Source organism: Streptacidiphilus cavernicola, assembly GCF_042510955.1.
In the GTDB taxonomy this organism is placed as follows: Bacteria; Actinomycetota; Actinomycetes; order Streptomycetales; family Streptomycetaceae; genus Streptacidiphilus; species Streptacidiphilus cavernicola.
In genome coordinates this window covers 23,562-43,334 of the sequence record NZ_JBHFAB010000035.1, presented here as the reverse complement: position 1 = coordinate 43,334, position 19,773 = coordinate 23,562, and the positions used below count along the sequence as shown (strand labels likewise).

General features: G+C 71.2%; 17 protein-coding genes. 5 read left to right on the top strand and 12 right to left on the bottom strand.

Annotated features, from left to right (window positions below):
* Window positions 1-129 precede the first annotated feature (129 nt).
* The 6 genes from prcA to arc form a co-directional block, all read right to left on the bottom strand.
* Window positions 130-972: a proteasome subunit alpha gene (prcA, locus tag ACEZDE_RS31865; protein WP_380543967.1), complete on the bottom strand. Its 843-nt coding sequence runs from the start codon at window positions 970-972 to the stop codon at window positions 130-132.
* Between the two features lie 65 nt (window positions 973-1,037).
* Window positions 1,038-1,883: a proteasome subunit beta gene (gene prcB / locus ACEZDE_RS31860; RefSeq protein WP_380543964.1), complete on the bottom strand. Its 846-nt coding sequence runs from the start codon at window positions 1,881-1,883 to the stop codon at window positions 1,038-1,040.
* Complete coding sequence (locus tag ACEZDE_RS31855) at window positions 1,835-2,011, bottom strand: endonuclease domain-containing protein (RefSeq protein ID WP_380543961.1); 177 nt, start codon at window positions 2,009-2,011, stop codon at window positions 1,835-1,837. Before ACEZDE_RS31855 ends, prcB begins: the two co-directional genes overlap by 49 nt.
* A 76-nt stretch (window positions 2,012-2,087) precedes the next feature.
* Window positions 2,088-2,306 carry a ubiquitin-like protein Pup gene (locus ACEZDE_RS31850; protein ID WP_380543958.1) on the bottom strand — a complete coding sequence of 73 codons (219 nt, stop codon included), beginning with the start codon at window positions 2,304-2,306 and terminating at the stop codon, window positions 2,088-2,090.
* Window positions 2,307-2,528: 222 nt separating this feature from the next.
* Window positions 2,529-4,049, bottom strand: coding sequence for a depupylase/deamidase Dop (dop, locus tag ACEZDE_RS31845; RefSeq protein WP_380543955.1), 1,521 nt, complete (start codon window positions 4,047-4,049; stop codon window positions 2,529-2,531).
* Window positions 4,050-4,271: 222 nt separating this feature from the next.
* Window positions 4,272-6,038, bottom strand: coding sequence for a proteasome ATPase (gene arc / locus ACEZDE_RS31840; protein ID WP_380543952.1), 1,767 nt, complete (start codon window positions 6,036-6,038; stop codon window positions 4,272-4,274).
* Window positions 6,039-6,261: 223 nt separating this feature from the next.
* Between arc and ACEZDE_RS31835 the strand changes: the two genes are divergently transcribed.
* Entirely contained in the window at window positions 6,262-6,549 is a 288-nt protein-coding gene (locus ACEZDE_RS31835) for a ferredoxin (protein WP_380543949.1), read from the top strand.
* A gap of 16 nt (window positions 6,550-6,565) precedes the next feature.
* Here the strand turns inward: ACEZDE_RS31835 and ACEZDE_RS31830 are convergent, their stop codons facing one another.
* From ACEZDE_RS31830 to ACEZDE_RS31820, 3 genes are all read right to left on the bottom strand, one after another.
* Entirely contained in the window at window positions 6,566-7,129 is a 564-nt protein-coding gene (locus ACEZDE_RS31830) for a hypothetical protein (protein ID WP_380543946.1), read from the bottom strand.
* A gap of 158 nt (window positions 7,130-7,287) precedes the next feature.
* Window positions 7,288-8,277: a tRNA (adenine-N1)-methyltransferase gene (locus ACEZDE_RS31825; RefSeq protein WP_380543943.1), complete on the bottom strand. Its 990-nt coding sequence runs from the start codon at window positions 8,275-8,277 to the stop codon at window positions 7,288-7,290.
* A 61-nt stretch (window positions 8,278-8,338) separates the two neighbouring features.
* A complete protein-coding gene (locus tag ACEZDE_RS31820) occupies window positions 8,339-9,490 on the bottom strand; it encodes a site-2 protease family protein (RefSeq protein ID WP_380544043.1) in 1,152 nt (383 codons plus the stop codon).
* Window positions 9,491-9,722: 232 nt separating this feature from the next.
* Between ACEZDE_RS31820 and ACEZDE_RS31815 the strand changes: the two genes are divergently transcribed.
* Complete coding sequence (locus ACEZDE_RS31815; protein ID WP_380543940.1) at window positions 9,723-10,637, top strand: RecB family exonuclease; 915 nt, start codon at window positions 9,723-9,725, stop codon at window positions 10,635-10,637.
* A 16-nt stretch (window positions 10,638-10,653) separates the two neighbouring features.
* On the top strand, window positions 10,654-11,325 hold the full coding sequence (locus tag ACEZDE_RS31810) for a response regulator (protein ID WP_380543937.1): 672 nt from the start codon (window positions 10,654-10,656) through the stop codon (window positions 11,323-11,325).
* A 64-nt stretch (window positions 11,326-11,389) separates the two neighbouring features.
* Here ACEZDE_RS31810 and ACEZDE_RS31805 read toward each other — a convergent pair whose 3' ends face one another.
* The 3 genes from ACEZDE_RS31805 to metH form a co-directional block, all read right to left on the bottom strand.
* Window positions 11,390-13,045 (bottom strand): ABC transporter substrate-binding protein, encoded by a 1,656-nt coding sequence (locus tag ACEZDE_RS31805; RefSeq protein WP_380543934.1) that lies wholly within the window; start codon window positions 13,043-13,045, stop codon window positions 11,390-11,392.
* A gap of 197 nt (window positions 13,046-13,242) precedes the next feature.
* A complete protein-coding gene (locus tag ACEZDE_RS31800) occupies window positions 13,243-13,953 on the bottom strand; it encodes an HAD family hydrolase (protein WP_380543931.1) in 711 nt (236 codons plus the stop codon).
* 81 nt (window positions 13,954-14,034) lie between these two features.
* The gene (metH, locus tag ACEZDE_RS31795) at window positions 14,035-17,532 is read right to left on the bottom strand and encodes a methionine synthase (protein ID WP_380543928.1); all 3,498 of its coding nucleotides are present in this window, start codon (window positions 17,530-17,532) and stop codon (window positions 14,035-14,037) included.
* Between the two features lie 156 nt (window positions 17,533-17,688).
* Between metH and ACEZDE_RS31790 the strand changes: the two genes are divergently transcribed.
* Window positions 17,689-18,675 (top strand): hypothetical protein, encoded by a 987-nt coding sequence (locus ACEZDE_RS31790; protein WP_380543926.1) that lies wholly within the window; start codon window positions 17,689-17,691, stop codon window positions 18,673-18,675.
* A 92-nt stretch (window positions 18,676-18,767) separates the two neighbouring features.
* The gene (locus tag ACEZDE_RS31785) at window positions 18,768-19,667 is read left to right on the top strand and encodes a PAC2 family protein (protein WP_380543923.1); all 900 of its coding nucleotides are present in this window, start codon (window positions 18,768-18,770) and stop codon (window positions 19,665-19,667) included.
* Window positions 19,668-19,773 lie beyond the last annotated feature (106 nt).

Below are 19,773 nucleotides of genomic sequence, written 5' to 3'. Positions count from 1 at the left end.
AAGATGTGCACTGTCGGACGGTGTCCGAAACCGAATAGGTCCCGGCGTCGTTGATCTACCGTCAGTTCGGCCGAGGGGCGGGGACGCGCGCGGTCGATCGCACGCGCGCCCCCGGACAGGCGGGGCCGCTCAGTCCTCCTCGGGCGCCTCGGACTCGCCGTCCAGCTCCGGCAGGTCGTCGAGCACCTCGTCCAGGTCGGCGGCCTGGTCCGCGGCGGACTCTGCGGCAGCGGGCCCGTCCGCCGCCTCGTCCTCGCCGGCTGCGGTCTCGTCCCCCGCCAGCAGCCGGCCCAGCTGGTCGCCGGTCAGCCGCTTGAACTTGCGCTGCTGCCAGCGGCCGCGGTCCAGCACCGCGACCTCCAGCTGATCCTGGGTCAGGGTCCGGGCCTGGCCCCCGTTGGGGTCCCTGGCCAGGCTCTCCACCGCGACCTTCAGCGCCTCGGGGAGGGTCAGCCCCTCGGTGTGGCGCTGTTCCAGATAGGTGCTGATGGACTCCGAATTGCCGCCCACCGCGACCGTGTGCTGCTCGTCGACCACCGAGCCGTCCGGGGTCAGCCGGTAGATCTGGTCGTCGGACGGGGCCTTGCCGACCTCGGCCACGATCAGCTCCACCTCGTACGGCTTCTCGCCGGTGCTGGAGAAGATGGTGCCCAGGGTCTGCGCGTAGACGTTGGCCAGCCCGCGGGCGTTGACGTCGGCGCGGTCGTAGGAATAGCCCCGCAGGTCGGCGTAGCGGACGCCGCCGATCCTGAGGTTCTCGAACTCGTTGTAGCGGCCGACCGCGGCGAAGGCGATCCGGTCGTAGATCTCGGACACCTTGTGCAGCGCCCGGGAGGTGTTCTCAGCCACGAAGACGATGCCGTCGGCGTAGGTGAGCACGACCACGCTGCGCCCGCGCGCGATGCCCTTGCGGGCGTACTCGGCGCGATCGGCCATGGCCTGCTGGGGTGAGACGTAGAACGGCGTCGACACCGGCGGTCGCCCCTTCTGATCAGTCGTGAGTATTGGCGGTGGAAGTGGTCGGAATCAGAAGGGGGCTAGAGCAGACCGGCCTGCGGGCCGTTCGGGAACTCCAGCCGGCGGTCGAGGATGCTCCGGGCCAGGGCCCCCACCTCCTCGTCCGGCAGGCGGCGGAAGCCGTCCGCGGTGATCACGCCGACGATCGGGAAGATCCCCCGGGTCAGGTCGGGGCCGCCGGTCGCCGAGTCGTCGTCGGCGGCGTCGTAGAGCGCCTGGACCACGGCGGTGGTGGCCTCCTCGGCGGTGAGGTCGCGGCGGTAGAGCTTCTTCAGCGAGCCCTTGGCGAACAGCGAGCCGGAGCCGGTGGCGGCGAAGCCCATCTCCTCGGAGCGACCGCCGGTGACGTCATAGCTGAAGATCCGGCCGCGGCCGAGGTCGAGGTCGTAGCCGGCGAAGAGGGGCACCACGGCCAGGCCCTGCATGGCCATGCCGAGGTTGCCGCGGATCATGGTGGTGAGGCGGTTGGCCTTGCCCTCCAGCGAGAGCTGGGTGCCCTCGATCTTCTCGTAGTGCTCGAGCTCCAGCTGGAACAGCCGGACCATCTCCACGGCGAGGCCGGCCGTGCCGGCGATGCCGACCGCGGAGTACTCGTCGGACGGGAACACCTTCTCGATGTCCCGCTGGGCGATCAGGTTCCCCATGGTGGCGCGGCGGTCGCCGGCCAGGATGACGCCGCCGTCGAAGGTGACCGAGACGATGGTGGTCCCGTGCGGGGCCTCCAGCGGCTGGACGCCCGGCGGCAGGGCGCGGCGGCCCGGCAGCAGCTCCGGCTGGTGGTCCGCCAGGAATTCGACGAAGGACGACGAACCCGGCGTCAAGAAGGCAGCCGGCAGACGCCCGGTGCCACGAGTGTTGGCTTCCACACGTTCCCTTCCAGATAGTCGGCCCCACGTCGGAGCAGGTCGGGCCGGTCCTTGAACTGCCCCGGCCCGCCATTGCAGTTGAGGCAGGGGATGGCTCGGACCCTACCCGTTTTACGACCGTGATCCACATGTTCCGGCCCCGGATTCCGGTCGGTGCGGAACGGGACCGGAATCCGGGGCCTGCCGGTCAGGCCGGGCTCCGGGTCACTGACCGCCCTTTTGCACGTACGAGCGGACGAAGGACTCCGCGTCCGACTCCAGGATCTCGTCGATGTCGTCGAGCACCGCGTCCACGTCGTCGTCGAGCTTGGCCTTGCGATCCTTGAGGTCGGAGGATTCGTTGGCCTCGACCTCCGCCTCCTCGACCTCCTCGGAGGAGCGGTTCGCCCGCTGCTGGCCGCCGCCGGTGTCCTTGGTCGCCATGTCCCTCACCCCGCTCGGTTGTCGGCGCGCCGATGCGCGCCAGGCTTGCCCGGAACTTCTCGGTACTGCTGGTCAGACCCTATACACGAGGGGTGACAACCGCCCCGTCTTTTGCGCTACCACTTCAACGTCCGGTGCTGCTGGGATGATGCCCAGCGGCTTTCCCGTTCACCCGTAGTCACTCGCGGCTACTCAGCGGTTACGCCCGAAGCGGACAGGTGTTCACCCCCCGGCGCCGCCGGACAGCACCCGGACCAGCTCCTCCGCCGTGCGGCAGCGGTCCAGCAGCGCCTTGACGTGCTTACGGGTGCCGCGCAGCGGCTCCAGCGTGGGGACCCGCTGCAGCGAGTCCCGCCCCGGCAGGTCGAAGATCACCGAGTCCCAGGACGCCGCGGCGACGTGGTCCGCGTACTGCTCCAGGCAGCGCCCGCGGAAGTACGCCCTGGTGTCCTCCGGCGGCTTGTGGGCGGCCCGCAGCACGTCCGCCTCGTCCAGGATCCTGTCCATCCGGCCGCGCTGCGCCAGACGGTTGTAGAGGCCCTTCTCGGCCCGCACGTCGGCGTACTGCAGGTCGACCAGGTGCAGCCGGGGGCTGTCCCAGTCCAGGGAGTCCCGGGTGCGGTAGCCCTCCAGCAGCTCCCGCTTGGCGATCCAGTCCAGCTGCCGGGACAGGCTCATCGGGTCGCTCTCCAGCCGGCCCAGCACGTCCTCCCAGCGCTCCAGGACGTCCCTGGTCTGCTCGTCGGCGTCGGCGCCGAAGCGGTCCTCGACGTACTTGCGGGCCAGCTCGCAGTACTCCATCTGGAGCTGCACCGCGGTCATCTTCCGGCCGCTGCGCAGCGAGAGCAGGTGGCCCAGGTCCGGGTCGTGGGAGATCCGGTGCAGGGTGCGCACCGGCTGGTCGACCACCAGGTCGACGTTGATGAAGCCGTCCTCGATCATGGACAGCACCAGCGCGGTGGTGCCCAGCTTGAGGTAGGTGGAGACCTCGGAGAGGTTGGCGTCGCCGATGATGACGTGCAGCCTGCGGTACTTCTCGGCGTCGGCGTGCGGCTCGTCGCGGGTGTTGATGATGGGGCGTTTGAGGGTGGTCTCCAGGCCGACCTCGACCTCGAAGTAGTCGGCCCGCTGGCTGATCTGGAAGCCGTCGACCGAGCCGTCCTGGTTGATGCCGACCCGGCCGGCCCCGGTGACCACCTGGCGGGAGACGAAGAACGGGGTGAGGTGCCTGACGATGTCGGCGAACGGGGTGGACCGCTTCATCAGGTAGTTCTCGTGGGTGCCGTAGGAGGCGCCCTTGTTGTCGGTGTTGTTCTTGTAGAGGTGGATCGGCAGCGCGCCGGGCACCTGGGCCGCGCGGCTGGCCGCCTCCTCCATGATCCGCTCGCCGGCCTTGTCCCAGAGCACCGCGTCCCGCGGGTTGGTGACCTCGGGCGAGCTGTACTCGGGGTGGGCGTGGTCCACGTAGAACCGGGCGCCGTTGGTGAGGATGATGTTGGCGAGGCCGATGTCCTCGTCGGTCAGCTGGCTGGCGTCCGCGGTCTCCCTGGCCAGGTCGAAGCCCCGCGCGTCGCGCAGCGGGTTCTCCTCCTCGAAGTCCCAGCGGGCCCGCCGCGCCCGGTGCATCGCCGCCGCGTAGGCGTTGACCACCTGCGACGAGGTGAGCATGGCGTTGGCGTTGGGGTGCCCCGGGACGGAGATCCCGTACTCCGTCTCGATTCCCATAACGCGCCGTACAGTCATGCGGCCCTCCTTCGAACTGCCGTTGACGACTCACCGTCAGCGGTCGGCTCGGTTCGGTGACCCGAGCCTAGAACTGCGCACTGACAACCGGGAGGTCACCGCCCGGAGTTGTTCGAATGTGTCGGGACGCGAACCGTCCGGCTGCGGGAACAGCCGCAGCCGGACGGTGGCGGTCCTTGGTCCTACGGGTCCTACGGTGCTACCGGTACTGCGTCAGAGGTGTCAGAGGTACTGGCCGGTGTTGGCGACGGTGTCGATCGAGCGGCCGGAGTCGGCGCCCTGCTTCCCGGTGACCAGCGTGCGGATGAACACGATCCGCTCGCCCTTCTTGCCGGAGATCCGGGCCCAGTCGTCCGGGTTGGTGGTGTTGGGCAGGTCCTCGTTCTCCTTGAACTCGTCCACGCAGGCGGAGAGCAGGTGGGAGACCCGGAGACCGCGCTGGCCCTTGTCGAGGAAGTCCTTGATGGCCATCTTCTTCGACCGGTCCACGATGTTCTGGATCATCGCGCCGGAGTTGAAGTCCTTGAAGTACAGGACCTCCTTGTCACCGTTGGCGTAGGTGACCTCCAGGAAGCGGTTCTCCTCGGTCTCGGTGTACATCCGCTCGACCACCGCCTGGATCATGGCGGCGATGGCGGCGTCCACCGAGGAGCCGTGCTCCTTGACGTCGTCGGGGTGCAGCGGCAGGGAGTTCTTCAGGTACTTGCTGAAGATGTCCTTGGCCGCCTCGGCGTCCGGGCGCTCGATCTTGATCTTGACGTCGAGCCGTCCGGGCCGCAGGATCGCCGGGTCGATCATGTCCTCGCGGTTGGAGGCGCCGATCACAATGACGTTCTCCAGCCCCTCCACCCCGTCGATCTCGGCGAGCAGCTGCGGGACGATGGTGTTCTCCACGTCCGAGCTGACGCCGGAGCCGCGGGTGCGGAACAGCGACTCCATCTCGTCGAAGAAGACGATGACCGGGGTGCCCTCGCTGGCCTTCTCACGGGCGCGCTGGAAGACCAGGCGGATCTGCCGCTCGGTCTCGCCGACGTACTTGTTGAGCAGCTCGGGGCCCTTGATGTTGAGGAAGTAGCTCTTCCCCTGGGGCTGGCCGGTGACCTCGGCGACCTTCTTGGCCAGCGAGTTCGCGACCGCCTTGGCGATCAGGGTCTTGCCGCAGCCGGGCGGGCCGTAGAGCAGCACGCCCTTGGGCGGGCGCAGCTCGTACTCCTTGAACAGCTCGGCGTGCAGGTACGGGAGCTCGACCGCGTCCCGGATCATCTCGATCTGGCTGCCCAGACCGCCGATCCGGTCGTAGTCGATGTCCGGGACCTCCTCCAGGACCAGGTCCTCGACCTCGCTCTTGGGCACGACCTCGTAGACGTACCCGGAGCGGGGCTCCAGCAGCAGGGCGTCGCCGGGGCGGAGCTTGATCCCGCGCAGCGGTTCGGCCAGCCGGACCACCCGCTCCTCGTCGGTGTGCCCGGTGACGAGAGCGCGCTCGCCGTCCTCCAGGACCTCCTTGAGGGTGACGATGTCGCCGATGCTCTCGAACTCCATCGCGTCGACGACGTTGAGGGCCTCGTTCAGCATCACCTCCTGGCCGCGGGTGAGCTGCTCCAGGTCGAGGCTGGGGGTGACGTTCACCCGCAGCTTGCGACCGCCGGTGAAGATGTCGGCGGTGCCGTCCTCGTTGGCGCTGAGGAACGTGCCGAAGCCGGCCGGCGGCTGCGCGAGCCGGTCCACCTCCTCCTTGAGGGCCACGATCTGGTCGCGGGCCTCCCGCAGGGTGGACGCGAGCCGCTCGTTCTGGGCGGTGACCCCGGCCAGGTTGGTCTGGAGTTCTACGACGCGCTCTTCGAGGATTCTCGCGTGACGCGGCGATTCTGCGATCTTGCGGCGCAGGACAGCGATCTCCTGCTCCAGAAAGGAAACCTGACTGAGGGCTTCCTCAGAACCCCGTGCGGGCCTGCCGCCGCGGGTGTAGTCGTCGTCGTGGGCTGCCACGGTCCTCACCTCCTCCGGGGAGCTGAACGTGACCCGACCCTACCCGCGCCGTGTCCCGTTGGAACCCCTAGATCAGAAAGTCGGAAGGGGTGTGTCTGATCTTCACCCTTGCGCACGTCCCCTCGGTACTGGGATACCCACTCGTACCGACCGGGAAGCGGACGGCGGGCAGTTGTAGAGTCGATCGGGTCAACAGTTGTCGCCAACAGGAACGGCGGGCGGTATGTCCTCGCAGGACGAGCCTCTTGAGGTGTGGATCGACCAGGACCTCTGCACCGGGGACGGCATCTGCGTGCAGTACGCGCCGGAGGTCTTCGAGTTGGACATCGACGGCCTGGCCTACGTCCGCGGCGAGGGCGACGAGCTGCTGGCCGAGCCGGGCGCGACCGTGCCGGTGCCGCTGACGCTGCTTCAGGACGTGGTGGATTCGGCCAAGGAGTGCCCCGGCGACTGCATCCACGTCCGCCGGAGGAGCGACCTGGTCGAGGTGTACGGGCCGGACGCCGACTAGCCTTTTGTGATCAAGGTCACACCTGCGACAGCGGGACGGTGACCGTGCGTGAGTACCCGTCAGGCCCCGGCGTCCAGGTGTACGTCTGGTGCAGGTCGGCGCAGCAGCGCGGCACGTCCGCCGAGGAGTAGCCGTCGACCGCGGCGTGGATCGCCCCGTCGGCGCGCAGGCCGACGCTGCGGACGGTGAGGTCCTGGGCCGGGCTGATCAGGGTGGCCGCGATCCTCGGCCTGCCGCCGGGGCCGGAGCGCAGCACGTAGAGGCCGTCCGGCGGGGTCCCGTTCTGCGCGTCGCAGTGCACCGCGACCACGGTGACCAGCGCGCCGTTGCCGGTGGTGTCGGCGCTGAAGTGCTGGGTGACCTTGGCCGGCAGCCCGGCGCAGTCCAGCGGGAAGGCCACCAGGGCCGGGTCGGGGGCGGAGGCGGCGGGGACGGTGTGCGGCCCGTCGGCGACCGGGGCGGCGGAGCCGGCCGGGGCCAGCGCGACGGCGGCGGCGACCACGGCCGCGACGGCGGCGGCGGTGCCGAGCCAGTGCCACGGACGGGCCCGGGTGTGGCCGAGCGCCCCCTGCTGGTCCATCCCGTCCCCCTTCCGCGCGACCTCGCGGAGCATCCTTCCACAGCGGCGGTCACCGCCCTCGGGCAGGGGTGGCCGCGCCGCTGCGGGCCGGGGACCCGGGCCGGAACGCCGCCGCCCGCCCGGTGGTGTCCGGGCGGGCGGCGGGTGGTGACGGCGGGTCAGTCCTGCGCGGGGCCCTCGGCGGCGGCGGTGACGGCGGCCTCCGCGCGCGGGACGGCGCCGTCGGCGGCGCCCTCCTCGGCCATCTTCAGGAAGCGGCCGGACTTCGGCGCGACCGGGACCTCCACCTCGCCGTACGCGCCCTTCGCCGGGCGGCGGCGGCGCAGCGGGGGCTCGACCCCGTCGGCGAGCCGGCGGGAGGTGAGCAGGAAGCCGGTGTGGCCGATCATGCGGTGGTCCGGGCGCACGGCGAGGCCCTCGACGTGCCAGTTGCGGACCATCGACTCCCAGGACTGCGGCTCGGTGAAGTTGCCGTGCTCGCGCAGCGCCTCGACGGTGCGCGAGAGCTGGGTGGTGGTGGCCACGTAGCAGCAGATCACGCCGCCGGGGACGAGCGCCTTGGCGGCCACGTCCAGGCACTCCCAGGGGGCCAGCATGTCCAGCACCATCCGGTCCACCTCGGTCTCCACCAGGTTGTCCTGGAGGTCGCCGAGGGTGAGCTTCCAGGCCGGGTGCGGGCTGCCGAAGTAGCGCTCGACGTTGCTCCTGGCGATCTCGGCGAAGTCCTCGCGGCGCTCGTAGGAGGACAGCGAGCCGCTGTCGCCCACGGCCCGGAGCAGCGAGCAGCTGAGCGCGCCGGAGCCGACGCCGGCCTCGACCACCCGGGCGCCGGGGAAGATGTCGGCCATGGTGACGATCTGCCCCGCGTCCTTGGGGTAGACCACCGCGGCGCCGCGCGGCATGGAGAGGACGTAGTCGGAGAGCAGGGGGCGCAGCGCGAGGTAGGCGGTGTTCCCCGTGGTGCGCACCACGGAGCCCTCGGGGGCCCCGATCAGCTCGTCGTGCGGGAAGGCGCCCTTGTGGGTGTGGAACGCCTTGCCGGGTTCGAGCGTGATGGTGTGGTGGCGGCCCTTGGGGTCGGTGAGCTGGACCTGGTCCCCGACCTGGAAGGGCCCGCGGCGGCGGGCGGCGCCGGTCGGTTCTGACATGCCGCTCAGTCTAGAGGAGCCCGCAGCGCCCGCCGACCACACCCGGCGGGCCCGGCCGGGCTCAGACCGCCGAGGCGGAGACGTCGGGCGCGGGCAGCGGCGGCCGTCCGGCCATGGCCAGGGCGAAGGCCTGCTCCACGTCCACCGCGGCGATGACGCCGAGCACCGTCCCGTCCGCCTCCTGGACCAGGAACTCGGCCGCCCGGCCCGCCCTGAGCGCGTCCAGCAGCTCCTCGCCGGTCAGCTCGGCGGAGATCCGCAGCCCCGGCTCCAGGGCGCGGGAGACCGCGCCGGTGGCGGTCCACGGACGGCGGTGGTCGGGGACGGTCCTGACCGCGTGCTCGCGGACCAGCGCGGCCGGGCGGCCCGCGCCGTCGACCACCACCAGGGCCCGTGCCCCGGCCTGCTCCAGCTGCCGCAGCGCCTCGGCCAGCGGGGTGTCCGCGGTGACCTCGACCGCGGGCCTGGCCAGGCCGCGCGCGGTCAGCTGCGGCAGCCGCTCGCGCAGCCGGGCCACCCGCAGGCTGCTGCCGGCCCCGTTCCAGATGATCGCGGCGAGCATCGCGCCGAGCGCGGCGTCGATCAGCACCGTGCCGGTGGACTGGTTCACGCCCTGGTAGGCGGCCCAGGTGGGCATGCCGACCAGGACCAGCAGGGCGAGCAGCCGACCGGCCCAGGCGGCGGCCAGGGTCCCGGCCATCGGCCGCCCGGTGGCCTTCCAGACCAGGGCGCGCAGCATCCGGCCGCCGTCCAGCGGCATCCCCGGCAGCAGGTTGAAGACGGCCACCACGAAGTTGCTGAGCATCAGCGCGGCCAGCAGCACCCCGGGCACGGTCGCGGGCTGCACCAGCCGCAGCGCCGCCAGGAACACCCCGCCGAGCACCAGCGACAGCAGCGGCCCGGCGAAGGCGAGCCAGAACTCGCGCCCCGGGGTGTCGGCGTCCTTCTCGATCTCGGAGACCCCGCCGAAGAACTGCAGCTGGATCCGGCGCACCGGCAGCCGCAGCCGCAGCGCGACCACGGTGTGGGCCAGCTCGTGGATCAGCACCGAGCCGTAGAAGGCGATCGCGAAGAACAGCGCGACCAGGTAGCGGGCCCGGCCGAGGCCGGGCAGCAGCCGGTCGATCTGGCCGCCGAAGGTCCAGGTGATCAGCGCAGCGATGACGAACCAGGCCGGGGTGACGTACACCGGTACGCCGAACGGGCGGCCCATCAGCAGCGCCCCCGCCGGGCGGTCCCCCTTGCTGTCGTCGGTCACAGCGGCTCCCTCTTGCTGGTGCACCCGGCCGGGTGCGGGTCGGTCCGCCCCGGGTCAGGCTACGCGCCCCCACCGGCATTCCTACCCGCGCCGGGCGGCGGCTACCGGTGCGCCGCGAGCCCGGCCGGATCGCGGCGGGTTGCCGGTACCGGCCCGGACTGTCGGTGCGGGCGCATAGGGTCGGCCCATGCACTCGCCCGACACCGTCAGCACCGAGGCCGTCCGTACCGGTACCGACCCCGGTCCGGGTACCGGCCCCGGTACCGCCGACCCCGGCGCCGTCCGCCCGGCCACCGCCCCGGTGGCGCTCTCGCCGTCCCGGGCCGGGGACTTCATGACCTGCCCGCTGCTCTACCGGCTGCGGGTGATCGACCGGATCCCCGAGCCGCCCAGCGCCGCGGCCACCCGGGGCACGGTGGTGCACGCCGTGCTGGAGCGCCTGTTCGACGCGCCCGCGGGCCGGCGCACCCCCGAGGCGGCGCGGGCGCTGCTGCGCCCGGCGTGGGAGGAGCAGCTGGCGAAGCGGCCCGAGCTGGCCGAACTGTTCCCCGGCGACGTGGACGGGACGGAGCTGGCGAACTGGCTGGCCGACGCGGAGAAGCTGCTGGACGGCTGGTTCCGTCTTGAGGACCCGAACCGGCTGGAGCCCGCCGAACGCGAGCTGTACGTGGAGACCGAGCTGGAGTCCGGGCTGCGGCTGCGCGGCTACGTCGACCGGGTGGACGTGGCGCCGACCGGCGAGGTCCGGGTGGTCGACTACAAGACCGGCCGGGCCCCCTCGCGGGACTTCGAGGGCAGGGCGATGTTCCAGATGAAGTTCTACGCGCTGGTGCTGTGGCGGCTGCGCGGGGTGGTGCCGCGCCGGCTGCAGCTGGTCTACCTGGGCGGCGGCGGGGCCGTGGTCGCCTACGACCCGGACCTGGCCGACCTCCAGGCGGTGGAGCGCAAGCTGCTGGCGCTGTGGGAGGCGATCCAGCGGGCGCTGGCCACCGGCGAGTGGCCGGCCAACCGCAACCGGCTCTGCGACTGGTGCTCCTACCAGGCGCTGTGCCCCGCGTTCGGCGGGACGCCGCCGCCGTACCCTCTCCCTGTAGCCCCTTGACGAGTTGGAGCGTGTTGTGGCGATCCGAGTACTGCTGGTCGACGACCAGCCGCTGCTCCGTACCGGTTTCCGGATGATCCTGGAGGCCGAGGCGGACATCGCGGTGGTCGGCGAGGCCGGTGACGGCCAGCAGGCGCTGGACCAGGTCCGGGTGCTGCAGCCGGACGTGGTGCTGATGGACATCCGGATGCCGCGGATGGACGGCGTGGAGGCGACCCGCCGGATCGCCGGGCCCGGCCGCGACGGCCCGGCCAAGGTGCTCGTGCTGACCACCTTCGACCTGGACGAGTACGTGGTCGAGGCGCTGCGCGCGGGGGCCAGCGGCTTCCTGCTCAAGGACGTCCCGGCGGAGGAGCTGGTGCAGGCGATCCGGGTGGTCGCCGACGGCGCGGCGATGCTGGCCCCCAGCGTGACCCGGCGGCTGCTGGACATGTACGCCGGGCGGCTGCCCTCCGGCGAGGAGGCCCCGCCGCCGTCGCTGGCGACGCTGACCGAGCGCGAGGTGGAGGTGCTCAAGCTGGTGGCCCGCGGCCTGTCCAACGCCGAGGTGGCCGCGGAGCTGTTCGTCAGCGAGACCACAGTGAAGACCCATGTCGGGCATGTGCTGACCAAGCTGGGCCTGCGGGACCGGGTGCAGGCGGCGGTGTTCGCCTACGAGAGCGGCCTGGTCCGCCCCGGCAACGGCTGACCCGGAACGGCAGGAAGGGCCGGCCGGAGCGGGTGCTCCGGCCGGCCCTTCCCCCCCCGGTGGGTCAGCTCTTGCCGATCATCCAGAAGCGCATGATCGCGGCCAGGTCCAGCGTCAGCGGGACGCCGGTGACGTTCGCCTGGGTCACGATGTACTGCTTGTTCTGCCACAGCGGGATGTACGCCGCGTCCAGCGCGAACTGCTTCTGGATCTTCTCGAAGGTGCTGGCGGTGGCGTCGTCCGCGCGGTCGGCCTGCTTCAGGCTGAGCGGGGTCAGCTTGTTGATGATGTTCGGCGGCGCGTAGCCGTTGCCGAAGGTGTTGTCGAGGCCGACGAACGGGGAGACGAAGTCGTCCGGGTCCGGGTAGTCGGGCTGCCAGCCGGTCAACGACGCGGCGAGCTTGTGGCTGGACCAGAGCGGGATCATCTTGCCCAGGTTGGCCACGCTGGTCAGCTTGACCTTGAACAGGCCGCTGGCCTCCAGGGTCTTCTTGATCTGCGCGGCCTCGGCCGGGCCGCCGACCGAGTTGCCGGCGTAGGTGAGCTCGAAGCTGATCGGCAGGCTGACCCCGGTCAGCGAGGCCTTGACCACGGCCGGGCTGAGCGGCTTGACGTCGTAGGGGCTCTCCTCGTACGGCGTGGTGCCGTCGCCGATGCCCCCCGGGATCACCGAGTACAGCGGCGTCACGGTCTGGTCGTAGGTGTTGGCGATGGCGTCGCGGTCGATCAGCTTGGCGATGGCCTGGCGCACCGCCACGTTGTCGAACGGGGCCATCTTGGTGTTCAGCACCATCATCCGGGTGTTGGCGCCGGCGCCCTCGACCACCTGCAGGCCCTTGCCCAGCTGCTGCGCGCCTTCGAGCTCGGTGACGTCCTTGGCGGTGAGGTCGCTGTTGGCGTTGAGGTCGATCGAGCCGTCGTCCAGCGCCTTGCGGACGTCCGCGGGGGCGTCGTAGTACTTCAGCGTGACGCCGGAGTTGGTCGGCTTGGTCTTGCTGTAGGCGCCCTTGTAGTTCGGGTTGAGCGACAGCTTGACCTCGGTCGGCACGGTCGCGCCGGTGGAGTCCTTGGTGGTCTGCACCGAGTCGATCTTGTACACGCCGGAGCCGACCACCGAGGTGCCGTCCAGCACCCGGGTGGCGGAGTAGGCCTTGGGGTCGACGATCTCGCCGACACCGGAGGCCAGCCGGTCGGGGAAGGTCGCGTCCGCGGTCTTCAGGTGGAACACGACCGTGGTGGGGGTGGTCGCGTCCACCGACTTCATGGTGCTCAGCAGGCCGCTGACGCCGGAGCCGTTGTCGGCGGGCTGCTTGTCCGGCAGGGTCTCGCTGCCGATCTTGACCACGCGGTCGAAGGAGAACTTCACCGCGGCCGAGTCCAGCGGGTCCCCGTTGGAGAAGGTGAGGCCGGCCGGCAGGGTGCAGCTGTAGGTCATCAGGTCGGTCCCGACGAACCCGCAGCTCTTGGCGGCGTCCACGGTCGGCGACGTCGAGCCGGGCAGGTAGGTCAGCAGGCCCTGGTAGACGTTGTAGAACACCATCCACGAGCCGGCGTCGTAGGCGCCGGCCGGGTCCAGGCTGCTGTAGGCGCTGACCGTGCCCATGTTCAGCGTGGTCTTCGGCACTCCGGCGACCCCGCTGGAGGATGAGGAGCCGCAGGCGGCGGTCGTTGCGAGCAGGCCGACGCAGCCGAGCGTCCCCAGTCGTTTCGCGGCAGACATGTCTTCCTTTGCGTGTCGTACGACCGCGCAGCCAGACACCACTTTCCGGGGTGTCGCCATGAGAGCGCAGTGGTCTGTCGCCTGTAGGGTGCCACATGTTGAGACCGGCTCGCAGTGCCCCCTGACACAGGGTTTCGCAAAGATCAAACTATTGGCATGCAATAGCCAGGTATGCCCGATATGGCGTTAGCAGCTAGTTACTCTGACAGCCCGTCAGGTACCGGAACCAGGCGTCGCAGCAAAGCCACGTCGACCTGCTGCAATGACGCCAGGACGGTCCGCCCCGGGGCCGGTCCGATGGGTGTGACGGACGGCACAGCGACCATCCGGCAGCCGGCCGCCTCGCCCGACGCCACGCCGGTCGGCGAGTCCTCCACCACCACGCAGCGGGCCGGGTCCGCGCCCAGCCGCGCCGCGGCGGCCAGGTACGGGTCCGGGTGCGGCTTGGTCCTGGCCACCTCGTCCCCGGCCACCGAGAAGGCGAACCGGTGCGCGCCCAGGGTCCTCAGCACCAGGTCGATGATCCGCCGGTGCGACGCCGACACCAGCACGGTCGGGATGCCCGCAGCCGCCAGCTCGTCCAGCAGCTCCAGGGCGCCCGGGAGCACCGGCACGCCCCGGCCGACCAGCTCGGCGAAGCGCTCGTTGATCATCGGGCCGAACTCCTCGGGGCTGATTTCGACCCCGCTCACCGCGAGCAGGTGCGCCACCACCCGGTTCATCGGCCCGCCCACGACCACCTGCCGCTCGGCCGGGTCCAGCCGGTGGCCCAGCTCGGCCAGCAGCCCGGACTCGGCCTCCCACCAGAAGTCCTCGGTGTCGACCAGCGTGCCGTCCATGTCCAGCAGGACGGCCTGCAGGCCGGTGGATTCGCGGTCGAGCGCCGCGGCTGTGGCGAAGGTGGTCAACGTGCACGCAACTTTCCTGGTCCGTCCCGGTTCGGGGCAGACCAGGATAAGCATGCGCGGTGTCCGATCAGTGGAGATCGATCAACGCGCGTTGAAGTACTTGGCGTCCGGGTGGTGAATCACGATGGCGTCGGTGGACTGCTCCGGGTGCAGCTGGAACTCCTCGGAGAGGTGCACCCCGATCCGCTCCGGCCGGAGCAGGTCGGCGATCTTGGCGCGGTCCTCCAGCTCCGGGCAGGCCCCGTAGCCGAGCGAGAAGCGGGCGCCCCGGTACTTCAGCGCGAACATCTCCTTCATCTCCTCCGGGTCCTCGCCGGAGAAGCCCAGCTCGGCCCGGACCCGGGCGTGCCAGTACTCGGCCAGCGCCTCGGCCAGCTGCACCGACAGGCCGTGCAGCTCCAGGTAGTCGCGGTACGAGTTCGACTCGAACAGCTCCTTGGTCGCCTCGCCGATCCGGTTGCCCATGGTGACGATCTGGAAGGCCACCATGTCCTTCTCCCCCGACTCCTCCGGGCGGAAGAAGTCGGCCAGGCAGAGCCGGCGGCCGCGGCGCTGGCGCGGGAAGGTGAAGCGGGTCCGCTCCCCGCCGTCCTCGCCGAGCACCACCAGGCTGTTGCCCTGGGAGACCGCCGGGTAGTAGCCGTAGACCACGGCCGCCTCCAGCAGGCCCTCGGTCTGCAGCCGGTCCATCCACATCCGCAGCCGGGGACGGCCCTCGGTCTCCACCAGCTCCTCGTACGAGGGGCCGCCGGTGCGGGCCGCCTTCAGCCCCCACTGGCCCTTGAACAGCGCGTCCTCGTCCAGCCAGGAGGCGTAGTCGCGGAAGTTGACGCCGGTGACCACCCGGTCGCCCCAGAACGGCGGCGACGGGACCGGGTTGTCCACCGCCACGTCGGAGCGGGTGGTGCTCTCCTCCGGCTCCTCGACCTCGACCTTGGCGTGCCGGCGCGGCTTCAGCTCCGGCAGCACCGCGCCGGGGACCCCGCGCTTGACCCCGATCAGCGCGTCCATCAGCCGCAGGCCCTCGAACGCGTCGCGGGCGTAGCGGACCTCGCCCCGGTAGATCTCGTGCAGGTCCTGCTCGACGTAGGCCCGGGTCAGCGCGGCCCCGCCGAGGATCACCGGGAAGTCGGCGGCCATCCCGCGCTGGTTCAGCTCCTGCAGGTTCTCCTTCATGATCACGGTGGACTTCACCAGCAGCCCGGACATCCCGATCACGTCCGCGCGGTGCTCCTGCGCGGCGTCCAGGATCGCCGAGACCGGCTGCTTGATGCCCAGGTTGACCACGGTGTAGCCGTTGTTGGTCAGGATGATGTCCACCAGGTTCTTGCCGATGTCGTGGACGTCGCCCTTGACCGTGGCCAGCACGATGGTGCCCTTGCCCTCGTCGTCCGACTTCTCCATGTGCGGTTCCAGGTAGGCCACCGCGCCCTTCATCACCTCGGCGCTCTGCAGCACGAACGGCAGCTGCATCTGGCCCGAGCCGAACAGCTCGCCGACCGTCTTCATGCCCTCCAGCAGCACCGTGTTGACGATCTCCAGCGCGGGCAGCACGGTCAGCGCCTCGTCCAGGTCCGCCTCCAGGCCCTTGCGCTCGCCGTCCACGATCCGCCGCTGCAGCCGCTCCTCCAGCGGCAGCGCCGCCAGCTCCTCGGCCTTGCCGGCCCGCACCGACGCCGCGCTGACGCCCTCGAACAGCTCAAGGAAGCGCTGCAGCGGGTCGTAGCCGGGGGTGTCGCCGTCCTCCGCCCGGCGGCGGTCGTAGACCAGGTCCAGGGCGACCTCGCGCTGCTCGTCCGGGATCCGCGCCATCGGCAGGATCTTCGCCGCGTGCACGATCGCCGAGTCGAGGCCGGCCTCGACGCACTCGTTCAGGAAGACCGAGTTCAGCACCATCCGGGCGGCCGGGTTGAGGCCGAAGGAGATGTTGGACAGGCCCAGCGTGGTCTGCACCGCCGGGTGACGCCGCTTCAGCTCGCGGATCGCTTCGATGGTCTCGATGCCGTCCCTGCGCGACTCCTCCTGGCCGGTGCCCAGGGTGAAGGCCAGGCAGTCGACCAGGATCGAGGACTCCTCGATGCCGAACCGGGTCCACAGGTCGGCGATCAGCCGCTCGGCCACCTCGACCTTCTTGTCCCTGGTCCTGGCCTGGCCCTCCTCGTCGATGGTCAGCGCGATCAGCGCCGCGCCGTGCTCCGAGGCCAGCGCGGCGATCCGGCCGTAGCGGGAGTCGTCGGCATCGCCGTCCTCGAAGTTCACCGAGTTCAGCACAGCCCGGCCGCCGAGCATCTCCAGACCGGCCGCCAGCACCTGCGGCTCGGTCGAGTCCAGCACGATCGGCAGGGTGGAGGCGGTCGCCAGCAGCGCCGCCAGCTTCTTCATGTCCTCGACGCCGTCCCGGCCGACGTAGTCCACGCACAGGTCGAGCAGGTGGGCGCCCTCGCGGATCTGCTCCCTGGCGATCTCCACGCAGGCCTGCCAGTCCCCGGCGAGCATGGCCTCGCGGAACTTCTTGGAGCCGTTGGAGTTGGTCCGCTCGCCGATGGCCAGGTAGGAGGTGTCCTGACGGAACGGCACCGCCTGGTAGAGCGAGGAGGCCGCGGCGTCCGGCTTCGGGTCGCGCACGGTCAGCGCCGTCCCGCGGACCCGCTCGACCACCGCGCCGAGGTGCGCCGGGGTGGTGCCGCAGCAGCCGCCGACCAGGCCGAGGCCGTACTCGCGGACGAAGACCTCGTGCGCGTCGGCCAGCTCCTCCGGCGTCAGCGCGTAGTGCGCGCCGTCCTTGCCCAGCACCGGCAGGCCCGCGTTGGGCATGCAGGAGATGCCGACCCGGGCGTTCTTCGCCAGGTAGCGCAGGTGCTCGCTCATCTCGGCCGGGCCGGTGGCGCAGTTCATCCCGATCAGGTCGATGCCCAGCGGCTCCAGCGCGGTCAGCGCCGCGCCGATCTCCGAGCCGAGCAGCATGGTGCCGGTGGTCTCCACGGTCACCTGCACGATCACCGGCAGGTCCACCCCGGCCTCGCGCAGCGCCTGCTTGGCGCCCAGCGTGGCGGCCTTGGTCTGCAGCAGGTCCTGGCTGGTCTCCACCAGCAGCGCGTCGGCGCCGCCCGCGATCAGGCCGGCCGCGTTCAGCCGGAAGCCCTCCTTGACGTCCGCGTAGGGGAGGTGTCCCAGCGAGGGGAGCTTGGTGCCGGGGCCGATCGAGCCGAGCACCCAGCGCTCGCGGCCGTCCGCCGCGGTGAACTCGTCGGCGACGCCGCGGGCGATCCGGGCGCCGGCCTCGGCCAGCTCGAAGATCCGCTCGGGGATGTCGTACTCGCCCAGGGCCGAGAGGTTGGTCCCGAAGGTGTTGGTCTCCACGCAGTCGACGCCGACCTCGAAGTACGCCCGGTGCACCTCGCCGACGACGTCGGGGCGGGTCACGTTGAGGATCTCGTTGCAGCCTTCCAGGCCCTGGAAGTCCTCCATGGTCGGATCCTGGGCCTGCAGCATGGTTCCCATCGCGCCGTCGGCGACGACGACTCGGCTGGCCAGAGCCTCTCGGAGGGCGGTGGCGCGGGACTGCTGGGTCATGGTCATGCTGCTGACTCCCTGGATGCGACGGCTGTCGACGGTGCGCGGCGTGCGCGCGGGCCCAGCTTAGTCCGCCGGGCAAACGGGATTGCGGCGGCGCGGGCGCACGGAACCGAACAGGCGTCGCACGAGTCCCGTTGATTGAGCCCGGGAGGGGTGCGCATGGTGTTCCGGAGATGGGCGGTACGGCTGGTGGCCACGGTGCTGCTCACCCTGTTGGGCGTGCTGCTCGGGCTGTCCGGCGGCTTCTGGGCGGACTCGCTGGGGACGCCGCGGGCGGACGCCAGGAGCCGCGGCGCCGACGCGGTCTGGCTGGGCCACGCCTGGGTGGACGGCCGCAAGGGCCCGGCCGACGTGGCGGCGCTGGCGGACCGGCTGCGCGGCGGCGGCGTGCGCGACCTCTATGTGCACACCGGCCCGCTGGCGCTGGACGGCTCGCTCGACCCGTCGCTCTACCCGGGGGCGGCCTGGCTGCTCCCGGCGCTGCACCGGGCGCTGCCCGGGGTCAGGGTGCAGGCCTGGCTGGGCCAGGTGCTGGACGACGAGGGGCCGGGGATGGACCTGGCCAGGGCCACCGACCGGATCACGAAGTCCTGCGGCCAGGTGCTGGACGCCGGGTTCGACGGGGTGCACCTGGACCTGGAGCCGCTGCACTCCGGCGACCCGCACTACCTGGAGCTGCTCTCCCGGGTGCACACGATGACCGCGGACCGCGGCCGGCTGCTCTCGGTCTCCGCCCCGCAGACCGACCCGGTGCCCGGCGCGCACCTGTTCGGCTCACTGCTGGCGAACCATCCCAAGTGGTGGTCCTCCGGCTACCTCACCGCGGTCGCGGACCGGGTCGACCAGGTGGCGATCATGGCCTACGACACCGCGATGCCGACCAGGAGCCTGTTCACCGGCTACACCGAGGAGCAGACCCGGCTGGCGCTGCAGGCGGTGCCGCCGTCGGTGGACCTGCTGATCGGGCTGCCCGCGTACACCGAGTCGAACCTGGACCACCACGGCTCGGCCGAGACCGTCCCGGCGGCGATCCGCGGGGTGCGGCTGGCCGACAGCGGGCGGCTGAAGTTCGGGGTGGCGATCTACGTCGACTACACCGCGACCGCGGCGGACTGGGCCGCCTACCACCGCGACTGGGCGAGCTGAGCACCCGGCACGGGCATGGTTCGCCGTAGGCTTGGGCACTTACAGTCCGTGGAACTCGCTGTTCCACGGCACGCGCTGGAGGGAGGCCCTGGGTGATCGAGCTCGAGGACATGCCCGAGCTCATCGACCCGGTCATGGTGGCCGCGTTCGAGGGCTGGAACGACGCCGGCGACGCTGCGTCGTCGGCGGTGGCACATCTGGACGAGATCTGGGAGGGCAAGGTCTTCGCGGCGCTCGACGCCGAGGACTACTACGACTTCCAGGTCAACCGTCCCACGGTGTGGATGGACGAGGGGGTACGGCGGATCACCTGGCCGACGACCCGGCTGTCGGTGGTCCGGGTGACCGAGCCGAAGACCCGGGACATCGTGCTGATCCGCGGGATCGAGCCCAGCATGCGCTGGCGCTCGTTCTGCCAGGAGCTGCTGGGCTTCGCGCACGAGCTGGGCGTGGAGATGGTGGTGATCCTGGGCGCGCTGCTCGGGGACACCCCGCACACCCGTCCGGTGCCGGTCAGCGGGGTGACCTCGGACGGGGACCTGGCGACCACGCTGGACCTGGAGGAGAGCAAGTACGAGGGCCCGACCGGGATCGTCGGGGTGCTGCAGGAGGCCTGCGCGCACGCGGGCATCCCGGCGGTGACCTTCTGGGCCGCGGTGCCGCACTACGTGGCGCAGCCGCCCAACCCCAAGGCGACGCTGGCCCTGCTGAACAAGGTGGAGGACCTGCTCGACCTGCGGATCCCGTTGGGCGAGCTGCCCGACGACTCCAGGGCCTGGCAGCTCGGGGTGGACCAGCTGGCCGCGGAGGACAGCGAAGTCGCGGAGTACGTCCAGCAGTTGGAGGAGGCGAAGGACACCGCCGAGCTGCCGGAGGCGTCCGGCGAGGCCATCGCCAGGGAGTTCGAGCGCTATCTGAAGCGCCGGGACAACCAGCCGCCGCGGCACGAGACCGGCCCCGGCAAGGCGGCCGAGGGCGACGCCGGGGAATGACGTGTACGCGGAGAGTAGCCCTCCGTACACCCGGGGCGCGGGCCGTCCGGCGGACGCCGTAGTGGGCGGTGCGCATCCGCTCGGTGCCGGGCGGGACGTAGGAGAT

Excerpts from the sequence above, each read along its gene's own strand:
- ACEZDE_RS31850 (WP_380543958.1), bottom strand. The coding sequence starts at position 2,306 with ATGGCGACCAAGGACACCGGCGGCGGCCAGCAGCGGGCGAACCGCTCC.
- dop (WP_380543955.1), bottom strand. The coding sequence starts at position 4,049 with ATGACTGTACGGCGCGTTATGGGAATCGAGACGGAGTACGGGATCTCC.
- ACEZDE_RS31835 (WP_380543949.1), top strand. The coding sequence starts at position 6,262 with ATGTCCTCGCAGGACGAGCCTCTTGAGGTGTGGATCGACCAGGACCTC.
- ACEZDE_RS31830 (WP_380543946.1), bottom strand. The coding sequence starts at position 7,129 with ATGGACCAGCAGGGGGCGCTCGGCCACACCCGGGCCCGTCCGTGGCAC.
- ACEZDE_RS31825 (WP_380543943.1), bottom strand. The coding sequence starts at position 8,277 with ATGTCAGAACCGACCGGCGCCGCCCGCCGCCGCGGGCCCTTCCAGGTC.
- ACEZDE_RS31820 (WP_380544043.1), bottom strand. The coding sequence starts at position 9,490 with ATGGGCCGCCCGTTCGGCGTACCGGTGTACGTCACCCCGGCCTGGTTC.
- ACEZDE_RS31815 (WP_380543940.1), top strand. The coding sequence starts at position 9,723 with ATGCACTCGCCCGACACCGTCAGCACCGAGGCCGTCCGTACCGGTACC.
- ACEZDE_RS31805 (WP_380543934.1), bottom strand. The coding sequence starts at position 13,045 with ATGTCTGCCGCGAAACGACTGGGGACGCTCGGCTGCGTCGGCCTGCTC.
- metH (WP_380543928.1), bottom strand. The coding sequence starts at position 17,532 with ATGACCATGACCCAGCAGTCCCGCGCCACCGCCCTCCGAGAGGCTCTG.
- ACEZDE_RS31790 (WP_380543926.1), top strand. The coding sequence starts at position 17,689 with ATGGTGTTCCGGAGATGGGCGGTACGGCTGGTGGCCACGGTGCTGCTC.